At 72.8% G+C, this 16,927-nt stretch carries 15 protein-coding genes; 4 read left to right on the top strand and 11 right to left on the bottom strand.

Features of this window, described 5'->3' with window-relative positions; all coding sequences use genetic code 11:
• Positions 1 to 14 precede the first annotated feature (14 nt).
• From ACZ592_RS03970 to ACZ592_RS03930, 9 genes are all read right to left on the bottom strand, one after another.
• Positions 15 to 902, bottom strand: coding sequence for an ROK family protein (locus tag ACZ592_RS03970; RefSeq protein WP_471579906.1), 888 nt, complete (start codon positions 900 to 902; stop codon positions 15 to 17).
• Complete coding sequence (locus ACZ592_RS03965; protein WP_471579905.1) at positions 899 to 2,632, bottom strand: class I mannose-6-phosphate isomerase; 1,734 nt, start codon at positions 2,630 to 2,632, stop codon at positions 899 to 901. Before ACZ592_RS03965 ends, ACZ592_RS03970 begins: the two co-directional genes overlap by 4 nt.
• A 46-nt stretch (positions 2,633 to 2,678) precedes the next feature.
• Positions 2,679 to 5,909: a glycoside hydrolase family 38 N-terminal domain-containing protein gene (locus ACZ592_RS03960; protein WP_471579904.1), complete on the bottom strand. Its 3,231-nt coding sequence runs from the start codon at positions 5,907 to 5,909 to the stop codon at positions 2,679 to 2,681.
• A 36-nt stretch (positions 5,910 to 5,945) separates the two neighbouring features.
• Positions 5,946 to 6,758 carry a carbohydrate ABC transporter permease gene (locus ACZ592_RS03955; RefSeq protein WP_471579903.1) on the bottom strand — a complete coding sequence of 271 codons (813 nt, stop codon included), beginning with the start codon at positions 6,756 to 6,758 and terminating at the stop codon, positions 5,946 to 5,948.
• An 11-nt stretch (positions 6,759 to 6,769) separates the two neighbouring features.
• Entirely contained in the window at positions 6,770 to 7,744 is a 975-nt protein-coding gene (locus ACZ592_RS03950; RefSeq protein WP_471579902.1) for a carbohydrate ABC transporter permease, read from the bottom strand.
• Positions 7,741 to 9,072: an ABC transporter substrate-binding protein gene (locus ACZ592_RS03945; RefSeq protein WP_471579901.1), complete on the bottom strand. Its 1,332-nt coding sequence runs from the start codon at positions 9,070 to 9,072 to the stop codon at positions 7,741 to 7,743. Before ACZ592_RS03945 ends, ACZ592_RS03950 begins: the two co-directional genes overlap by 4 nt.
• Positions 9,073 to 9,241: 169 nt before the next feature.
• Positions 9,242 to 10,078 (bottom strand): aminoglycoside adenylyltransferase family protein, encoded by an 837-nt coding sequence (locus tag ACZ592_RS03940; protein ID WP_471579900.1) that lies wholly within the window; start codon positions 10,076 to 10,078, stop codon positions 9,242 to 9,244.
• Between the two features lie 53 nt (positions 10,079 to 10,131).
• Entirely contained in the window at positions 10,132 to 10,602 is a 471-nt protein-coding gene (cynS, locus tag ACZ592_RS03935) for a cyanase (protein WP_471579899.1), read from the bottom strand.
• A gap of 82 nt (positions 10,603 to 10,684) precedes the next feature.
• Positions 10,685 to 11,296 carry a carbonic anhydrase gene (locus ACZ592_RS03930; RefSeq protein ID WP_471579898.1) on the bottom strand — a complete coding sequence of 204 codons (612 nt, stop codon included), beginning with the start codon at positions 11,294 to 11,296 and terminating at the stop codon, positions 10,685 to 10,687.
• Positions 11,297 to 11,458: 162 nt separating this feature from the next.
• Here ACZ592_RS03930 and cynR point away from each other — a divergent pair, with 162 nt between their 5' ends.
• From cynR to ACZ592_RS03910, 4 genes are all read left to right on the top strand, one after another.
• The gene (gene cynR / locus ACZ592_RS03925) at positions 11,459 to 12,379 is read left to right on the top strand and encodes a transcriptional regulator CynR (RefSeq protein ID WP_471579897.1); all 921 of its coding nucleotides are present in this window, start codon (positions 11,459 to 11,461) and stop codon (positions 12,377 to 12,379) included.
• A 98-nt stretch (positions 12,380 to 12,477) separates the two neighbouring features.
• Positions 12,478 to 12,993: a lytic polysaccharide monooxygenase auxiliary activity family 9 protein gene (locus ACZ592_RS03920; RefSeq protein WP_471579896.1), complete on the top strand. Its 516-nt coding sequence runs from the start codon at positions 12,478 to 12,480 to the stop codon at positions 12,991 to 12,993.
• A 318-nt stretch (positions 12,994 to 13,311) separates the two neighbouring features.
• Entirely contained in the window at positions 13,312 to 14,187 is an 876-nt protein-coding gene (locus ACZ592_RS03915) for an SGNH/GDSL hydrolase family protein (protein ID WP_471580006.1), read from the top strand.
• Between the two features lie 160 nt (positions 14,188 to 14,347).
• Positions 14,348 to 15,178 carry an endo alpha-1,4 polygalactosaminidase gene (locus tag ACZ592_RS03910; protein WP_471580005.1) on the top strand — a complete coding sequence of 277 codons (831 nt, stop codon included), beginning with the start codon at positions 14,348 to 14,350 and terminating at the stop codon, positions 15,176 to 15,178.
• Between the two features lie 57 nt (positions 15,179 to 15,235).
• On the opposite strand, the gene ACZ592_RS03905 is transcribed toward ACZ592_RS03910, so the two are convergent.
• Both ACZ592_RS03905 and cbiQ read right to left on the bottom strand, forming a co-directional pair.
• Entirely contained in the window at positions 15,236 to 16,147 is a 912-nt protein-coding gene (locus ACZ592_RS03905; RefSeq protein WP_471579895.1) for an ATP-binding cassette domain-containing protein, read from the bottom strand.
• A complete protein-coding gene (gene cbiQ / locus ACZ592_RS03900; RefSeq protein ID WP_471579894.1) occupies positions 16,144 to 16,839 on the bottom strand; it encodes a cobalt ECF transporter T component CbiQ in 696 nt (231 codons plus the stop codon). The genes ACZ592_RS03905 and cbiQ overlap by 4 nt, the downstream gene beginning before the upstream one ends.
• Positions 16,840 to 16,927 lie beyond the last annotated feature (88 nt).

Here is a 16,927-nt window from a genome sequence, read left to right as displayed (position 1 = left end):
TCGGTGCGCGGCGCTCAGGGCGCGGCGGCCGCGTGCGCCGCCGCCCCGACGAGCGCCGCGTTCGCGCCGAGCAGCGCGGGGCGCAGCGTGACGGGAGTATCCCCCAGCCCGGCCCGCAGCGCGGGACGGAGCAGGTCCCAGGAGCCGGCCATGGCGCCGCCGACCACGAGGACACTCGCGTCGAAGGCACGCAGGCCCGGCGCGAGAACGGAGCCGAGGGTCGTGAAGGCGTCGTCGAGGACCCGCCGCGCACGCCGTTCGCCCGCCCGCGCCCGGTCCGCGATCCCGCTCACGTCCAGGCCCGGTTCCTCGTCCCCCGCGTTCCGGTGCGCGGGGTCGGCGCCGTAGCCGGCCAGGATCGCCCGCCGCGACACCGTGTCCTCCAGCGGTCTGCCGCCCGCCTCGACGAGGTCGATGCGGCCCTGCGGCGGTACGCCGGGCCCTTTGTGCTGTACGCCTCCGTCCACGAGGAAGGCCGACCCCACGCCCGTCCCGAGCGTGATGCCCACACATCGCTCGTGCCCGCGTGCCGCGCCCGCCCGCCACTCGCCGAGCACGAAGGCGTGCGCGTCGTTGAGGAACACGGTCTCGGCGGGGCGCGGCCACACCCCGTCGAGGAGCACCGCGCGCACGTCGATGCCGTAGAGGTCGTCGAACTTGCCGACGCCCTCGAACCGCGCGACGCCCTTGTCGTGGTCGAAGGGTCCCGGAACCGCGACGCCCCACACCTGTCCGGCCGGGGCGTCCAGTTCTCCGGCGCAGCGCACGAGCGCGCCGAGGATGTGTTCGGCGCTGCCGCGGGCTCGGACCTGCCGGCGCACGCGCCGGGTCACGGTGGCCGTGCGCGGGTCGGCGAGGGCCGCGGTCACATGGGTGCCGCCGAGTTCGAGTACGGGTCTCATGCGTTCGCTCCCGGGCCGGGTCCGGTGGGCGGCTCGGGGCGGACCAGCGCCTTGACGACCTTGACGGGCGCGTCCCCCACCGCCGCGAGCCGGTACGGGCCGACCGCCGCGGGCACCGTCAGCGTCTCCGCGTACGACAACAGGTGCCGCTCCCCCGTCGGCGTCCGCAGCAGGACACCCTCGCCCTCCACCACGTTCAGGACGTGGAAGCGGCCCGCCGTGTCGTCGTCGGCGACGGCGTCCGGGCCCAGGGCGTAGCGCCGCACCTCGTAGAACATCTCGTCCAGCGCGCCCAGGAGGTCCTCGCGCCAGCCCTCGCCCGTGCGCAGCGTGCGCGGTTCCTGGACCAGGTCCCGTGCGACGGCGTCGCCGCGACGGCGGGTCTCCAGGTTGGCGAGTCCGTGCGCGTAGGGCAGCGGGCGGGGCCGGCCGTCGGCGTCGGGGCGCAGCCAGTCGTAGAAGCGCAGGGAGTAGAGATAGGGCGTGGCGCTGATCTCCAGGACGACATGGCCCGCGCCGCTGGCGTGCGGGGTGCCCGCCGGGATCAGGAAGAGGCGCCCCTGGTCGGCGGGGAAGGTCTGGACGTGGTCCTCGGGGTCCATGGGGACGCCGTCATGTGCGGCCTCCTCGATCTCCTTGCGGAAGAGGTCCAGGTCGGCGTCCTCGCGCAGGCCGAGGAAGACCCGGGTCTCCGGGCTGCCGAGGGTCATGTAGTACGTCTCGTGCTGGGTGTAGCCCCAGCCGAACCGCTCCTTCATGTAGCGCGCCTTGGGGTGGCAGTGCACGGAGAGGTTTCCGCCGCCGACGGTGTCGAGGTAGTCGAAGCGGATCGGGAAGGACGTGCCGAAGCGCGCGGTCACCTCGGGGCCGAGGAGCGCCTCGGGGTGCAGGACGCACAGCAACTGGAAGGGGACTTCGACTTGTTGGCCGGGGTGGGAGCCGATGAGGACGCCCGACTCCGGGGCGATGAGTTCGTATCCGAGGGCCGTGTTGCGGGCCGTGCGGTCGAAGCCGAGGCTGTGCTGGGCCCAATGGCCGCCCCAGGGCGTTGAGTTGAAGTAGGGACGGGTTCGTATGGGGCGTCCGGCGAGGCCGGCGAGGGTGGCGCGCAGGCCGGCGCCGTCGATCCGGGCGGGCCGGTCGGGGTCCTGTACGTCGAGCCAGGCGTCGAGCCGGGGCGCGAGGGCGTCGCGGTGGCGGTCGAGGACGGGCCAGTCGAGGTAGAAGAGCCGCCTCAGCTCTCCTTCCTCGCCGGGGAGTCCGAGGTTGTGTCCGGCGCCCGTGGCGACGGCGGCCTCGGCGTGCCGCTTGGGCAGGTCGGCGTACCAGAGCAGGTCGTGCGGAAGGAGGGCGGCGCCGGGGCCGTGGACGAGGAGCAGTTCGCGGCCCTCCGGCGCCTGTGGCCGGGGCAGGTCGTCGAAGAGGTCGCGCAGGCAGCCCTCGGCGAGCCGGGCGAAGTAGGGGTCTTCGGCGTCCTCGGCGGTTTCGGTGCGGCGGCGCACCTCGGCGGGCGGCGCGTGGTGGGCGCGCAGGTCGAGGGTGCGCACGGTCGTGCCGCGTGCGGTCAGTTCCTCGGCCAGCCGGGCGGCGAGGCGGTCCCAGTCCACCGTCGGGGGGCCGTCCACGGCGACGGTGGCGGGGCCCGGGGGCAGTTGGGCGGCGACGGCCTGCCAGCCGGTGGCGAGGACGGCGCCCGGCGCGGGGGCGTAGCGCGGGTCGAGCCGGTACACACGATCTCCTTCGCGCGGGTTACGGGAACACGCTCGGGTGCGGGGTTCAGGGACGTACCGAGGGGGCTGCGGGCACACCCTCGTCGGGGCGCACGAAGAGCACGGCGGTCGTGCCGAGCGTCGGCACCTCCAGCACCACTTCGCCTTCCTCACAGGCCAGTTCGCCGACGGGCGTGCCGAGGAAGTCCGCCCGGTGGGCGGTGTCGACCGGGAACCGGGCGCGGACCCGGCAGGCCGACGGCCGCTCCGCGAACGACTGCAGGCGCAGCAGGACGTGGCCGGGCCGCGGTGTGGTGGCGCCGACGAGCCGGACGCGCGGATCGTCGACGTCGACGAAGGAGTGCACGTCCGGCGTGCCGCCCGGGTTCCCCCTCGCCCGGACGGCGCGCATCGGGCGGCTCCCGGCCGCGGCCGCCCGCGGGCCGATCCCGTCGACGGCAGCGTCGCCGGGGACGCCGGGGCCACGGGAACCGCTGGCCAGGCTGTACCGGAAGGTGAACTCGAATCCCTGCTCGTGGGGGAAGTTGGTGTCCCAGAGGTTGTTGTGGATCCAGGAGAAGACGGTGGCGGGCTCGTCGTGGCCCATCGTCCTGGGGAACGGCGCGTAGGGCAGGGCGATGTTGCCGAACTGCACGAGCGGCGCGTCCTGCGTGGCCCAGGCCACCGTCAGTTCGTCGTCGCCCAGCGTCACCCAGCGGCGTACCGCCCGCATGTGCAGGGCGGAGCCGGGAACCACCGGCAGCCCGCTGCCGGTCGCGCCGCCCGAGGCCTCCATGCGGACGACCGGGGTGTCGAAGGCGAAGGGGAACGCGAAGTAGGCGCTCTCCTTGCCCGTGCGGGCGTCCTTGTCGAGGCGGTTCTCGATGTCGAGCCGGGGCACGCCGTGCGGCAGCGTGAGCGTGGTGCGGAGCCGGTTGGCACCGGCCGGCCGGGTCTCGTACGTCAGGGTCTCCGCGGTGGCGGTGGAGCGGCGGGCGATGAGCGCGGCGGGCGGGGCGACGGCGCGGGCGCCGAGGTGTTCGAGGCGGTCCGATGCGGTGGTGCGGCTGGAGTTGTGGTTGAAGGCCCCGGCGGTGGTGTAGCTGTCGTGGATGTAGCCGTTGAATCCGACGGTGGCGTCCTCGCGGACCAGTTCACGGCCGGTCCGCCTGTCGACGACGGAGGCGATGCAGGCGTGCGCGAGGTCGACGCGGACGGTGAAGTGGTCGTTCTCCAGCAGGGTCGGATCGGGGTGGGCGAGCGCTTCGGCCGCCGTCCGGGCGGGGTCCTCGCGCTCGGTGCCGCCGGTCGGGTTCCACCCCGTGGCGGCCTTGACCGTCCTGCCCTTGTCCGCCTGGCCGGCTCCGGTGTCCGCGGCCAGGATGTCCAGGCGAACCGATCCGGCGGGCGGCACGCCGTCGACGCGCACGAGGAGGAACCGTCCGGCGTCGCGGTGGTCCTCGTTGGTCTGCGGCTGCTCCTCGTGGGCGAGCGGCCGCCCGTCGCGCGCGTCGCGGACGGTCACCGGCCGCTCCAGCGGCACGGTGCTCTCGGGCAGGAAGAAGCGGACCACGTCGGTGCGCTGCCATGCGCAGGTGTTGACCACGTGATAGGTCGCCGCCGCGTCCGGCGCGACGGCGAGCCGCTGCCCGAGGCGGGCGCTCGCACGGGCCAGCAGCGCGTTCCCGTCGTCATGGGCGCGCATCGCCTGCCCGTACTTCCAGTGCCACTGGTGCTCGCCGGAGTGGCCGCCCTCGTCGCCATGGGTCCACGGGTCGCCGGCGCCCCAGGTGTGCTCGTCGAAGAGCGACACCGCCTCGTAGACCCCGGCGGCGTCCCTGCTGTCGTCCTCGGCCCCCGTGGCGCCGAGGAGGGCGGCGAACGTGCCGATGGTCTGGGCGTCGGCGACCACGGACTGGGCGGTCCTGGCCAAGGACAGCGGGCGCGCCCCCGACCCGACCCCGTCGACCCACCAGTCGGTCCAGTCGCCCTCGAAGGTGCGGATCTCGTCGCCGAGCCGGGCCTCGGCGTCGGTGAAGAAGTCCTCGTTGCGGGAGAGCCGCAGCTGGGGGTGGGCCCAGGTCTCGTTCCAGCGGCGGACGGTGTCGGCGATGATGCGGCGGGGCGGCGCGTTGTCGCCGAACTTGCCCTGGACCCGCAGGTGGAGGATGTCCCAGGGGTAGGGCTCGCGCTTGACCTCCGTGTGGTCCATGGCCCAGCCGAAGATGCCGCCCCGGTAGGGGTAGGGGTGGGTGGCCAGCGAGGTCAGATAGGCGGGCAGCAGGTCGTCGACGTCGGCGTAGTCGCTGTCGAAGCCGAGCAGCGGGCCTTCCATGTAGGCGAGGCCGTGCGGGGTGTCGGTGACCCACACCAGGACGCTGTTGCCGCTCGGTGCGCGCCAGCGGAACAGGCGGGGGAGCTTCTCGCCGCCGACCAGGTGCGGCACGGAGCGGCCGGCCCAGTTGTGGGCGACGGAGAGATACGTGACGCCTGCGGCGGCGAGGGCGTCGACCAGTCCGACCACCGCGCCGGGTACATCGGTCTGCATGGCGGAGGTGAGGTCGACGCCGTGTTCGTCGCGGACGGAGCGGGCCAGGCGCAGGAGTTCGTGCAGCTCGTCCGTGGAACAGGTCTCGGTGTGCAGGTTGAACGGCAGCGCGGTCAGTTCGATGCGGCCCTCGTGGACCCGGCGCACGAACTCCGCGACCTGTTCGGCGGGCCGGGCGTTCGCCCACTGCTGGAAGGACCACAACGACTCGACGCACCAACGGAATTGCGACTCGGCCGGCCAGTCGTCGGTGGCGCGGGTGAGCTCCAGGCAGGAGTCGAGGAAGGACAGGTGCTCGGCGAGGACCCGGCCCTGCGGGTCGGTGTAGCCGATGTCGAGGTGGGAGTGGTGGATCAGGTGCAGCGTCCAGCGGCGCTGCGGGGTGAGCGGTACGTCGATGCCGTCCCGCCCGTCGGGGAGTCCGACGGTGACGCGGGTGGCGGTCTCGACGGCGGGCACAAGCAGCCGTACGGACCGGCCGGGGCCGGCGATGCGCTCGGCGCGCAGGGCGGCGCCCGACTCCGTCCGCACGCTCAACTCCGGCGGGACCTCCGCGCCGCCCACGGTTTCGACGCGCAGCGACTGGAGGAGCGTGCCGTCGTCGGCGTGGCGCAGGAGGGGTTCCTCGGTGAGGCGCAGGGCGGTGCCGTCCGCGAGGGCGCCCTCCGCGCTGACCACGCCGGCGCGCAGGCTGTCGCGGATCCGGTCGTTGTCCCAGTCGGTGGTGCGGACCAGAGCCCGTGTCGTCATGCGGATCTCTCCCGGGAAGGGCGGGTGGGTGGCGGGTCAGCGGGCGGATGCGGTGATGCCGCGCAGGAACAGGCCGCGGAACACCAGGAAGAGGACGAGGGTCGGCACGGAGACGATCAGCGCGCCGGCCAGGATGACGGGCGGTCCCGTCGATGCGTAGGCGCTGCTGAGGGTGGACAGGGCCGCCATCACGGGCTGCACGTCGGGGCTGCGGCTGAGGGTGAGGCCGAGGAGCAGGTCGTTCCAGACGGCCGTGAACTGGAAGAGGAAGGCGGCGCCGAGCCCTGCCTTCATCAGCGGTACGTGGATGCGCCAGAAGATGCGCCGGAAGGACGCCCCGTCGATCAGCGCCGCCTCCGTCAACTCGGGTGGCATCGTGGACATCTGATTGCGGATCAGGAAGAACGCGAAGGGCACGGCCCAGGCCGCGTACACGAGCATCAGGCCGAGCCGGGTGTCGTACAGGTTCGCGTCCGCGTACAGGCCGAACAGCGGGGCCAGGAACATCTGCAGCGGGAAGAGCGTGCCGGAGTAGATCAGCCAGAACCAGAACGCGGGCTTCGGGATGGGCAGCACGACGACGGCGAACGCCGCCATGGCCGCGACCAGGACGGCGGCCAGACCGCAGACGACGGCGTACAGGAGCGAGGCCTGGAAGCTGTCGCCGATGCCCGCCACGTTCCAGGCGGTCTTCACGTTGTCGACGAGGTCGAAGCCCTGGAAGGTCCAGTCGGGCTTGCCCGCGTACTCGGTGACCGGGGTCAGGGCGTTGACGACCAGCAGGTACAGCGGGATCAGCCAGAGCACCACGCACCCGGCGACGAAGACGCCCCGCAGCACACGTCCCATGAAAGTCCCCCTCACCTCTCGGCCGTGCCGGTGCCGGGCATCTGACGGCGCAGGTACATCCACGACGAGGCGACGACGATCACGGAGAGGGCCAGGGCGATCGCCGAGCCGTAGCCCACGTGGAACAGCCGGAACGTCTCGCGGTACATGCTCAGCGCGAGGGTCTCCGAGGAGCGGGACGGGCCGCCCTTGGTGAGGATCCAGATCATGTCGAACGCCTTGAGGCTGTTCACGATCGCCATGCCGACCACCACGACGGTCACCGCGCGCAGCTGGGGCAGGGTGATGTGCCGGAACATGCGCCAGCCGCTCGCGCCGTCCAGTTCGGCGGCCTCGACGGTCTCGCGCGGGATGGCGCGCAGGCCGATCGCGAAGAGGACCACGTTCAGGCCGGTCGCCTGCCAGGTGCTCGCGACGATCATCGACAGGGTGTTCTGCGGCCACTCCAGGAGCCAGGTCCGCGCCAAGCCGTCCAGGCCGACACCGCGCAGCACCTGGTTGACCGCGCCGTCGGACGTCAGCATGAAGTTCCACAGGACGGCGGTGGCGGCGCCCGAGATCGCGTACGGCAGGACGATGACGAGCTGCGCGATGCCGCCGAACCGCATCCGGTGGGTGGCGACCGCGATGAGGAGCCCGGCGAGAACGGGCAGGAGCAGCGTGCCCGCCACCCACATCAGGGTGTTGACCACGGACCGGCCGAAGACCGGGTCGCCGGCGAGCCGCGTGTAGTTGTCGAGTCCGGTGAAGCTGCTGGTGAAGCCGTTGTCCTCGAAGAAGCTGCCGTACACGCTGCGGAAGAACGGATAGACGAGGAGGACCCCGACGAGGGCGAAGGCCGGCAGCGCCCAGGGCAGGGCTGCGAGGGGGCCGCCGAGCCGGCCGCCGCCGGCCCGCGCGGCCTGGTGCGGGGTGCGGGTCGGCACCCGGCGCCGGACGCGCACGGTCGGCGCGGCACCGGGCGCGGATGTCGCGGTCCCTGTCATGTCTTCTCCGCCTCCCGCCACACCTGCCAGGCGTCGTCGGCACGGTCCTGCATGGTGCGCAGGGTCTTGCGGTACGAGGACGGGTCCAGGAGGAACCCGGCGAGGTCGTCGACGGTCGCCTCGACCAGTTCGGGCGGGCCCTGTTCCCAGAAGCGGTTGAGCAGCCACAGCTTGTCGCCGCGCACCTTCTTCGCGAGCCCGTCGATCAGGGGGTTGGCGGGCTCGACCGCCGGGTTGGGGCAGCCGTCCTGCAGGGTGTGCGCGAAGGCCTTCATGACGCTGGGATGCAGCCACGCGCCGGTGGCCTTCGAAGCCTCCGCGCGGTCGGGGCCCTTGACGGTGGCGACGAGGGCGCTGGACTCGAAGATGACGCTGGGGCGGGCCTTCGGGTCGGCCATGGGGAGCACGAACGCGCCGAGGTTCTTGCCGGGTCGGCCGCCGGCGGCGGCCAGGGTGGAGCCGAGCCAGGTTCCGCAGGGCACCATGCCGACCTGGCCGTGCAGCAGGGCGGCGGCCGCGTCGGTGTGGTTCATGTCCATGGGCGTGAACCAGCCCTTGTCGAAGAACGACGCGATGGTGCGCAGCGCACGTTCGGCCCGCGGGTCGGTGTAGCGCTCCCTGCCGTTCATCAAGTCCTCGTAGAACCGCGGGTCCTGACGGCTGAGGATCTCCTGGAACCAGATGAAGGCGGGCCAGCGCCCGTCGGCCGTGCCGTGCAGCGGGGTGACGCCGGCCCGCTTCAGGCGCGAGCAGGCGGCGAGGAATCCGTCCCAGGTCGTGGGCGCTCGGAGGCGGTGCTCGCGGAAGACTTCGGGGTTGTGGAAGAAGACCCAGTACGCGAGGTTCATCGGCAGGCCGTAGACGCGTCGCCGGTAGGTGAACGCGTCGCGCAGGGAGGCGTCGACCCAGCCCCTGGCGACGGCGCCGTCCCACTGTCGCGTCAGGTCGGATATGCCGCCGGTGCGGGCCAGGTCCTGCAGGCGGTAGCCCGACCAGTACTTGAGCATGTCCGGAGTCCTGTTGGTCCGCAGCGAGGACTTCACGATCTGCTCGAACGTCTCCAGGGACGGGTTGACCTGGGGCACCATGCGCACCCCCGCCACCGGCTTCATCGCGGCGCCCGCGGCCACCATGGGCTTCTCCCACTGCGCGCTGTCGCCGAGGACGGCGACCTTGCCGGGCGGCTGCCCGTCGGCGGTGCCGCAGGCGGTGGCGAGCGCGCCGGTCGCGGCGGCCAGGAGCAGGCCGCGACGTGCGAGGGGCGGCGCCCAAGGGCTCGGGGCGGGTGACGGTCCGGGCGAAGGGTGACGGTGACGACTACCTGACATGGATGACTCCCTCAGGTGTGCCTCAGCCCGTTGTTATCGTTAACACGGACGTCTTGGAGCTTCACCGCGGGCGTGCCGGATGTCAATGGGTCGCGAGCCACTCGCCCGCCAACTCACTGTTCCACCAGGGGAGTTCGCGCCCTCCGCCGGAGGTGTCCGGCCAGCGCCCTCAGCCGCGCGGGGACAGCCGCTCGATCTCCCGGACCACGTACCGGGCGTGCGGCTTCACCTGCGGCAGGAGGTCGGCCCAGCGCTCGTCCTCGTCCCCCAGATAGACGGCGCGGGCCCGCGCGAGCACCGGCCGATGCTCCGCGGGAAGCTGGTCGAGAGCCCAGTCGGCCGCGCCGTCCTTGGACGTGATGTCGCCCGTCGCCAGGGTGGTCCAGACCCGGGCGAGGGTCAGCAGGACGTTACGGGTGTCGGTGTCGAGCCCGGCCATCAGCTCGGGGACGCCCGCGACCGTCGCACGGGCGATGTCCCCGGCCGGGACCGGATCGAACACCCGCCACGGCTCCTTGCCCACCAGGACCGCCCCGCCCCGCAACGCCGTCGTGACCAGGAGCGCGAGATCCGGGCTCGGCCCCGGCTCCGGGACCAGACCGCGCAGGTAGGCGTCGCGCAGCCACTCGCCGTACTGGAACTCGCAGCGGGGCGGGTACGCCCAGGGGCGGATGTCGTCCTGGACGGCGACGGTCAGCTCGACGGGCCGCAGCGCCTCTGCACCGCCATCGCCCCCATCGCCCCCACCGCCACCGCTCCCGCCGCTCCCGCCTCCGGAGATCGCGAGCAGACCGTCGGTGAGGGCCTGGCGCTGCCCGGCAGTGGTGCGCTGCCGGGCGACGACCAGGACGTCGAGGTCGCTGTGCGGGTGCAGTCCGCCCAGGACGGCCGAGCCGTGCAGGTAGACGCCGACGACGCCGTCGGCACCGAATACCTCGCGCACCAGGCTGACCACGTCGTCGGTCTGCGTCACGTCCTGCTCCGTTCGTCGTGTGTCGTCACGCATCGTAGACACCTGCGACGGCTGGAGAGTCTTTCGGAGGGTTCAGCTTCAGAGGTTCAGAACGGCTTGGTGGGAAGGTACTTGCCGTCCAGCGTGATCACCGCGCGCTCGCCGCCCTCGGGGTCGGCGACCTTGCGCACGTCCAGCTTGAAGTTGATCGCGCTGATGATGCCGTCGCCGAACTCCTCGTGGACCAGAGCCTTCAGTGTGGTGCCGTAGACCTGGAGCATCTCGTAGAAGCGGTAGATCGTCGGGTCGGTCGGTATGCCGCCGGGGATCGAGCCGCGCGTCGGGATCGTCTGCAGCAGCACCGCGGCGTCGTCGTCCAGACCGAGCAGCTCCGCGACGGCCTTCGCGGCGGGCTCGGGCAGGGCGTGCTGGCCGAGGACGGCCGCCGTCACGAAGGCGACGGACAGGCCCGCGGCGTCGGCGATCCGCTGCCAGGAGAGGTCTTCCCGCACCTTCGCCTCGACGGCGCGGACGGCGAGGTCCTGACGGGCGGTGGCGTCGAACTGGGCGTGGATCATGGTGAGGTGTCCTTTCGGGGAACGGGTGAAGCGGGTGGGTCGGGCAGGTCGGACCGCCGGACGGTCCGGGCCGGCCGAGGGGTCAGGCGGCCGCGGTGAGGTTCTCGACGGCGCCCGGCGTGAGGCTTTCGACGGCGCCCGTGGCGATGTCGTAGACCCAGCCGTGCAGCGTGAGCGCGCCACGGGCCAGGCCGCGGGCCACCGAGGGGTACGTGGCCAGGTGGTTGAGCTGGGCGAGGACGTTCTCCCGCACCAGGGCGGCCACCCGCGCGGCCCCGGTCACGGAGTCGGGGGTGCGGGCCACGGCGGCGTCGGCGTGGCGCAGCCAGTCGGCGACGGCGGGCGTGTCGGCGGCCAGTTCGCCGCCCTCGGCGAGGGCGGTCATCGCGCCGCAGGCGGAGTGGCCGCAGACCACGATGTCGGCAACGCCGAGGACGGACACCGCGTACTCGACGCTGGCGGCGATCCCGTCGGCGGACGGCGCGTGGGCCGGTACGAGGTTGCCGGCGGTGCGGACGACGAACAGCTCGCCCGGTTCGCGCTGCGTGATCAGTTCGGGCACGACGCGGGCGTCGGAACAGCCGATGAACAGCGTGTCCGGCGCGTGGTGGGCGGCCAGGCCCGCGAACAGCTCCGCCTTGGCCGGGAAGACGTCACGCTGGAAGCGTCGTACTCCCGCCGCGAGGTCTCGCATGGTCACTCCCTTCGGTAGAGGGCCGGCCCCGCAGGGCCGCTGGGTCCGCCCCGCGGGCTGTCGAGTCCGTGGGCTGATGAGATCTACCGTGCACGACCTGGGCCTATAGTGTCCAAGACGTAGTAGCCATGACTTCTATCGATGTCATCTATAGTCGGGAGCATGGCCCCTGAACTCCGTCATCTGCGCTATCTGCTCGCCGTCGCCGAGCACGGCAACTTCACGCGGGCGGCCGAGGAACTGCACATCTCGCAGCCGACGCTCTCCCAGCAGATCCGGCAGCTGGAACGCACGGTCGGCGTCCCCCTGCTGGACCGCAGCGGCCGGTCGGTCCGCCTCACGGACGCCGGCGCCGCCTACCTCCCGCACGCGCGGCGCGCCCTGCAGGACCTGGCCGCCGCCGAGCGCGCCGTGCACGACGTGACCGACCTGTCCCGCGGCACCCTGCGGCTGGCCGTGACGCCGACGTTCACCGCCTATCTCGTCGGACCGCTCACCGCCCTGCTGTACGAGCGCCACCCCGGTATCGCCCTGCACCTGCGGGAGCTGCCGCAGGACCACATCGAGCCCGCGCTGCTGGCCGACGAACTCGACCTCGGCATCGCCTTCCGGGGCACCCACCTGCCGGGACTGGCCGCCACGAGCCTGTTCACCGAGCGGCTCAGCCTCGTGGTGGGCGACCTCCACCCGCAGGCCGGACGCACCACTCCCCTGCCCCTGGACGAGCTCGCGTCCGTCCGGCTCGCCCTGCTCAGCGGCGACTTCGCCACCCGTGTGCACATCGACGCCGATCTCGCCCGGCACGCGGTCCGGCCGGACGTCGCCGTGGAGGCCACCTCGATCAACGCCCTGACCGAGATCGTCCGACACGCCCCGCTCGCCACGGTCCTGCCCGACGCCCTCGCCCGCGACCGCCCCGGCCTGCACACCGTCCCGCTCGACCCCGCCCTGCCCGAGCGGACGGTCACCCTTTTGCACCGCGAGAGCGGGTACCGGAGCGCGGCGGCGCGCGCCTTCGCGGCACTGTCCCGCGAGTGGGCCCAGAAGCAACTCCCACCCCACGAACATCAATTGAAGGGTTGACGGAGTCCAGACAATCAGTAAGGTCTAGGCCAATGAGTCGACCGAGGCGCCCGGTTGTCTCCGTCCCCCTCACCCCCCCCACCCCAGAGGGAGCAGAGATGCATTCGAAGCGGAAACTGGCGGCGGTCATCGGAGCGGGCTTCGCGCCCATGCTCGTCCTGAGCTCGGTCTCCCCGGCCAGCGCCCACGGCTACGTCTCCTCACCCCCGAGCCGCCAGGCACAGTGTGCGGCCGGGACGGTCTCCTGCGGCGAGATCACCCACGAGCCGCAGAGCGTCGAGGGCCCCAAGGGCCAGACGACGTGCAGCGGCGGCAACTCGCGGTTCTCCGACCTCGACGACGACGGCAAGGGCTGGCAGGTCACCGACGTCGGCTCGTCCCAGGAGTTCAGCTGGAAACTGACGGCCCGTCACAGCACCAGCACCTGGCAGTACTTCGCGGGCGGCCAGAAGATCGCCGAGGTCGACGACGGGGGCGCCCAGCCGGGCGAGACCGTCACGCACAAGGTCGACTTCGGCGGACTCACCGGCAAGCAGAAGATCCTCGCCGTGTGGAACATCGCGGACACGTCCAACGCGTTCTACGCCTGCATCGACGTGAACATCAAGGGCTGACCGAACGTCACAGCCCGCGGGTGGACCCCCACACATGCCACCTCGCCCGTACCGCCGGACCGCACTCGGTCCGGCGGTACGGGCGTTTTCGGGGACGCCGATGCGCTGCCGACAGGACGGGGCGCGCAACCACCGCGACGGGCACCGCCCGAGGCCCCCTCACCCTCGCTCCCCCCCACTTGTCACCCGTCTGCCAAGACTCCGCTCCGGGACGCGCACGCATGCACGTAGTGAGGCGTACAAGCGTGAACTACTTTGCACGAGCCCACCTCTGGAACTCCTGCCCCGCTTCCCCTCACGGAGGAGACCCCCATGCGTATGCCCGCACAGCATCGCGCCGTCGCCGCGCTCGCCACCGTCACCGCAATCGCCGCCCTGGGGCTCGGCGCGGGGCCGGCTGCCGCCGACGCCGAGGCACCGCTGCGCTACGTCGCCCTCGGCGACAGCTACAGCGCGGGGTCGGGCGTCCTCCCCCTGGACCCCACCGCGTCCCTGCTGTGCGCCCGCACCCTGCGGAACTACCCGCACCTCCTCGCCTCCTCGCTCGGCGCGCAGCTCACCGACGTGACCTGCGGCGGTGCGCAGACCAAGGACTTCACGCAGGCCCAGTACCCGGGCGTCGCCCCGCAGTTCGACGCGCTCAAGAGCGACACGGAGCTGGTGACGCTCACCATCGGCGGCAACGACAACGGCACGTTCATCAACGCGATCCTCGCCTGCGGCAGCGCCGGCATCCTGTCGGGCGGCCAGGGCAGCCCCTGCAAGGACCGCAACGGCGACACCTTCAAGGACCAGATCGAGACCAAGACGTACCCGGCGATCAAGGCGTCGCTGAACCGGATCAAGGCCAAGTCGCCGGGGGCGAAGGTCGCGATTCTCGGCTACCCGTGGATCACCCCCGCAAAGGCCGTGCCGGGCTGCTTCGCCAAGATGCCCATCGCCGAGGGGGACGTGCCCTACCTCCGCGATCTGCAGACGCACCTGAACGGCGCGGCGCGGCGGGCCGCCGCCGAGACCGGCGCGACGTTCGTCGACCTGGGCGCCGCCTCCGATTCCCACGACGCCTGCCGCCCCGCGAACGAGCGCTGGATCGAACCGGTCCTCTTCGGCACGAACTTCGTGCCCGTGCACCCCAACGCCACCGGCGAGGCCGGGATGGCCGAGCAGACGGCCAAGGTGCTGAACCTGTCCTGACCTGCGGCCCGGCGTACGGGCCGAGGGCACGGGCTGAGATCCTTTACGGGTGACCAGTACCAAGTGGCGTACCAGCAGCAACCGCTCCGCGCGGATCGACGAGAACCCCTCCGTACCGCATCCGACCGGCACGGCGGGCGCCGCGCGGGCCCGGCGGTCCGTGCGGGCCGGCCTGGGCGGCACGCTGCTCCTCGCCCTCCTGGCAGGCTGTTCGACCGCCGACTCGGGCGGCCCCGAGCCCGGCGCATCGGCGGCCCGCTCCGCAGGCGACGTCCGGCAGCCGCCCGACGCCGCCTTCGACTACCAGCTGGGCGGCCCGTACAAGCCCCCGTCCACGGTGCGCGCCGTCTCGCGCGACCGCGGCGCCGACCCGGTCCCTGGCCTCTACAACATCTGTTACGTCAACGCCTTCCAGGCCCAGCCCGGCAAGAAGGCGACGCGCTGGTGGGAGCGCGAGCACGGCGATCTGCTCCTGCGTGACGACGACGGGGACACCGTCATCGACGAGGACTGGGAGGAGCCCCTCCTCGACATCTCCACCGGCAAGAAGCGCGCGGCCCTCGCCGAGATCGTCGGCACGTGGATCGACGGCTGCGCGAAGGCGGGCTTCGACGCGGTGGAGCCCGACAACCTCGACTCCTACGAACGCTCCGACGACCTGCTCACCGCCGACGACGCCGCCGCCTTCGCCCGGCTCCTCGCGCAGCGCGCGCACCGCCAGGGCCTGGCCATCGCCCAGAAGAACACCACCGACCTGCTGGACCGGCGCAAGCGGATCGGCTTCGACTTCGCCGTGACCGAGGAGTGCGCCAGCTACAAGGAGTGCTCCGACTACGCGTCCGCGTACGACGGGAAGGTCTTCGACATCGAGTACGTGCCGAAGGACTTCGACGCCGCCTGCCGCACCTACGGCAAGAAGCTGTCGATCACCCTGCGCGACCGGGACGTCCGGCCGAAGGGCGAGGACGGCTACGTGTACGACCACTGCTGAGGGCCCCCGCACCGCACGGAGCGCCGCCGGGCGGAATCTGTCGGGGCGGCCGCGAGGTCAACTCTCGACCGTTCCGTCCGCGCGCGCACCCGGCACCGCCGCCGCGAGCTTCGCCAACTCCTCGGCGGTGCGCGGCCCTTCGGCCGTCCCGGTCGGCAGGCCGTGGGTCCGCAGCAGCTCACCGACGGCGATCCCCCACGGCAGGTGCAGCCCGGCCTGGGCCAAGAGGTCCCGCCGGGCCAGCATCCGCGCCACCGGGCCCGTCCGCACCCCGGAGGGGGTGAGCAGCGCCGCGTCGTCGGCCCAGCGCAGGGCCAGGTCCACGTCGTGGGTCGCCATCACCACCGTGGTCCCGCCGTCCCGCAGCCGCTGCAGGGTCGCGAGGAGCCGTTCCTGGCCGTCGGGATCGAGTCCCGCGGTCGGCTCGTCGAGGATGAGCACCCGTGGGCGCATCGCCACGGCGCCCGCGATGGCGGTCCGCTTCCGCTGGCCGTACGAGAGCAGGTGGGTGGGGCGGTCGGCCAGCGCGGCGATGTCGAGGGCGGCGAGCGCCTCCGCGACGCGGGCCCGCACCTCGGCGTCGGGCAGGCCGAGGTTGAGCGGGCCGAAGGACACGTCCTGCTCGACCGAGGCGGCGAACAGCTGGTCGTCGGGGTCCTGGACCACCAGCTGCACGGTGGTGCGCAGCCGGGTCAGGCCCTTGCGGTCGTACCGCACGGGCGCGCCTTCGAGCGTCAAGGCGCCCTCGGCCGGGCGCAGTCCGCCGCTGAGCAGCCGCATGAGGGTGGTCTTGCCGCTGCCGTTGCGGCCGAGCAGCGCGAGGGCGCGGCCCTCGGCGACGTCGAAGTCCAGGCCGCTGAGCACGGTGGGGCCGTCCTCGTAGGAGTAGGACGCGCCGCGCAGAGCGACCACGGACGCGCCGGGACCGGCGGGCGCGCCCGGCTCGCGAAGCACCTTCGGCTCGCTCATGGCAGGAACCTTTCCAGTACGAGGGTGAGGGCCACCAGGCCCACGAGCAGAGCCCCGGCCGCGGCCAGGAAGGGCCGCGAGACGCGGGCTTCGGGCACCAGGACGCGCAGGGTGCCGTCGTAGCCGCGTCCGGCGAGCCCGGCCTGCAGCCGGCTCGCCCGGTCGAAGGCGCGCACGAACGCGGTGGCGCCGAGGCCGGCGAGGGAGCGCCAGGTGGCGGCGCGGGTGGTGTGGCCGAGCCGGGCGGCCTGCGCCTGCCGGATCCGTCCCATGGAGTCCAGGAGCAGGAAACTCATCCGGTACGTCACGAGCGCCACGTCCACGACCGGTGCGGGCACGCCCGCCTTCACCAGCCGGGGCAACAGGTCCGACATCGGTGTGGTGAAGGCGAACAGCAGCACGCCGAGCGAGGCCGCGGAGGTCCGCAGGAGCAGGCCGCCCGCGCGCGCGGGACCGCCGTCGGCGAACGTCACGAACCCGTCGGGCCCACCGATCTGGACGAGCAGCGTCAGGGCACCGGTGAAACAGAAGCCGAGCGGCACGCGATAGGCGCGCCACAGCTTGCGGGACGGCACGCCCGCCGGGCCGAGGAGCACGGCGAGCGCGGCGAGCAGCACCAGGGCCGCGCCCGGCCAGGGCGGCAGCGAGATGGCGAGGACGGTCAGGCCGAGGCCGAGCACGGCCTTGTCCACGGGGTGGCGGGGGGGGGGGGGGGGGGGGGGGGGTGGGGGGGGGGGGGGGAGAAGCCCACACCCACACTGAACCGTGGTGCCCCCGGGG

The sequence above is a fragment of the Streptomyces sp. NPDC040622 genome (assembly GCF_055593965.1).
Note: the sequence above shows the minus strand (reverse complement) of the source record. Positions and strands in the feature narration are given on the sequence as shown.

Excerpts from the sequence above, each read along its gene's own strand:
- ACZ592_RS03970 (WP_471579906.1), bottom strand. The coding sequence starts at position 902 with ATGAGACCCGTACTCGAACTCGGCGGCACCCATGTGACCGCGGCCCTC.
- ACZ592_RS03960 (WP_471579904.1), bottom strand. The coding sequence starts at position 5,909 with ATGACGACACGGGCTCTGGTCCGCACCACCGACTGGGACAACGACCGG.
- ACZ592_RS03955 (WP_471579903.1), bottom strand. The coding sequence starts at position 6,758 with ATGGGACGTGTGCTGCGGGGCGTCTTCGTCGCCGGGTGCGTGGTGCTC.
- ACZ592_RS03950 (WP_471579902.1), bottom strand. The coding sequence starts at position 7,744 with ATGACAGGGACCGCGACATCCGCGCCCGGTGCCGCGCCGACCGTGCGC.
- ACZ592_RS03945 (WP_471579901.1), bottom strand. The coding sequence starts at position 9,072 with ATGTCAGGTAGTCGTCACCGTCACCCTTCGCCCGGACCGTCACCCGCC.
- ACZ592_RS03940 (WP_471579900.1), bottom strand. The coding sequence starts at position 10,078 with ATGCGTGACGACACACGACGAACGGAGCAGGACGTGACGCAGACCGAC.
- cynS (WP_471579899.1), bottom strand. The coding sequence starts at position 10,602 with ATGATCCACGCCCAGTTCGACGCCACCGCCCGTCAGGACCTCGCCGTC.
- ACZ592_RS03930 (WP_471579898.1), bottom strand. The coding sequence starts at position 11,296 with ATGCGAGACCTCGCGGCGGGAGTACGACGCTTCCAGCGTGACGTCTTC.
- cynR (WP_471579897.1), top strand. The coding sequence starts at position 11,459 with ATGGCCCCTGAACTCCGTCATCTGCGCTATCTGCTCGCCGTCGCCGAG.
- ACZ592_RS03920 (WP_471579896.1), top strand. The coding sequence starts at position 12,478 with ATGCATTCGAAGCGGAAACTGGCGGCGGTCATCGGAGCGGGCTTCGCG.
- ACZ592_RS03915 (WP_471580006.1), top strand. The coding sequence starts at position 13,312 with ATGCCCGCACAGCATCGCGCCGTCGCCGCGCTCGCCACCGTCACCGCA.
- ACZ592_RS03905 (WP_471579895.1), bottom strand. The coding sequence starts at position 16,147 with ATGAGCGAGCCGAAGGTGCTTCGCGAGCCGGGCGCGCCCGCCGGTCCC.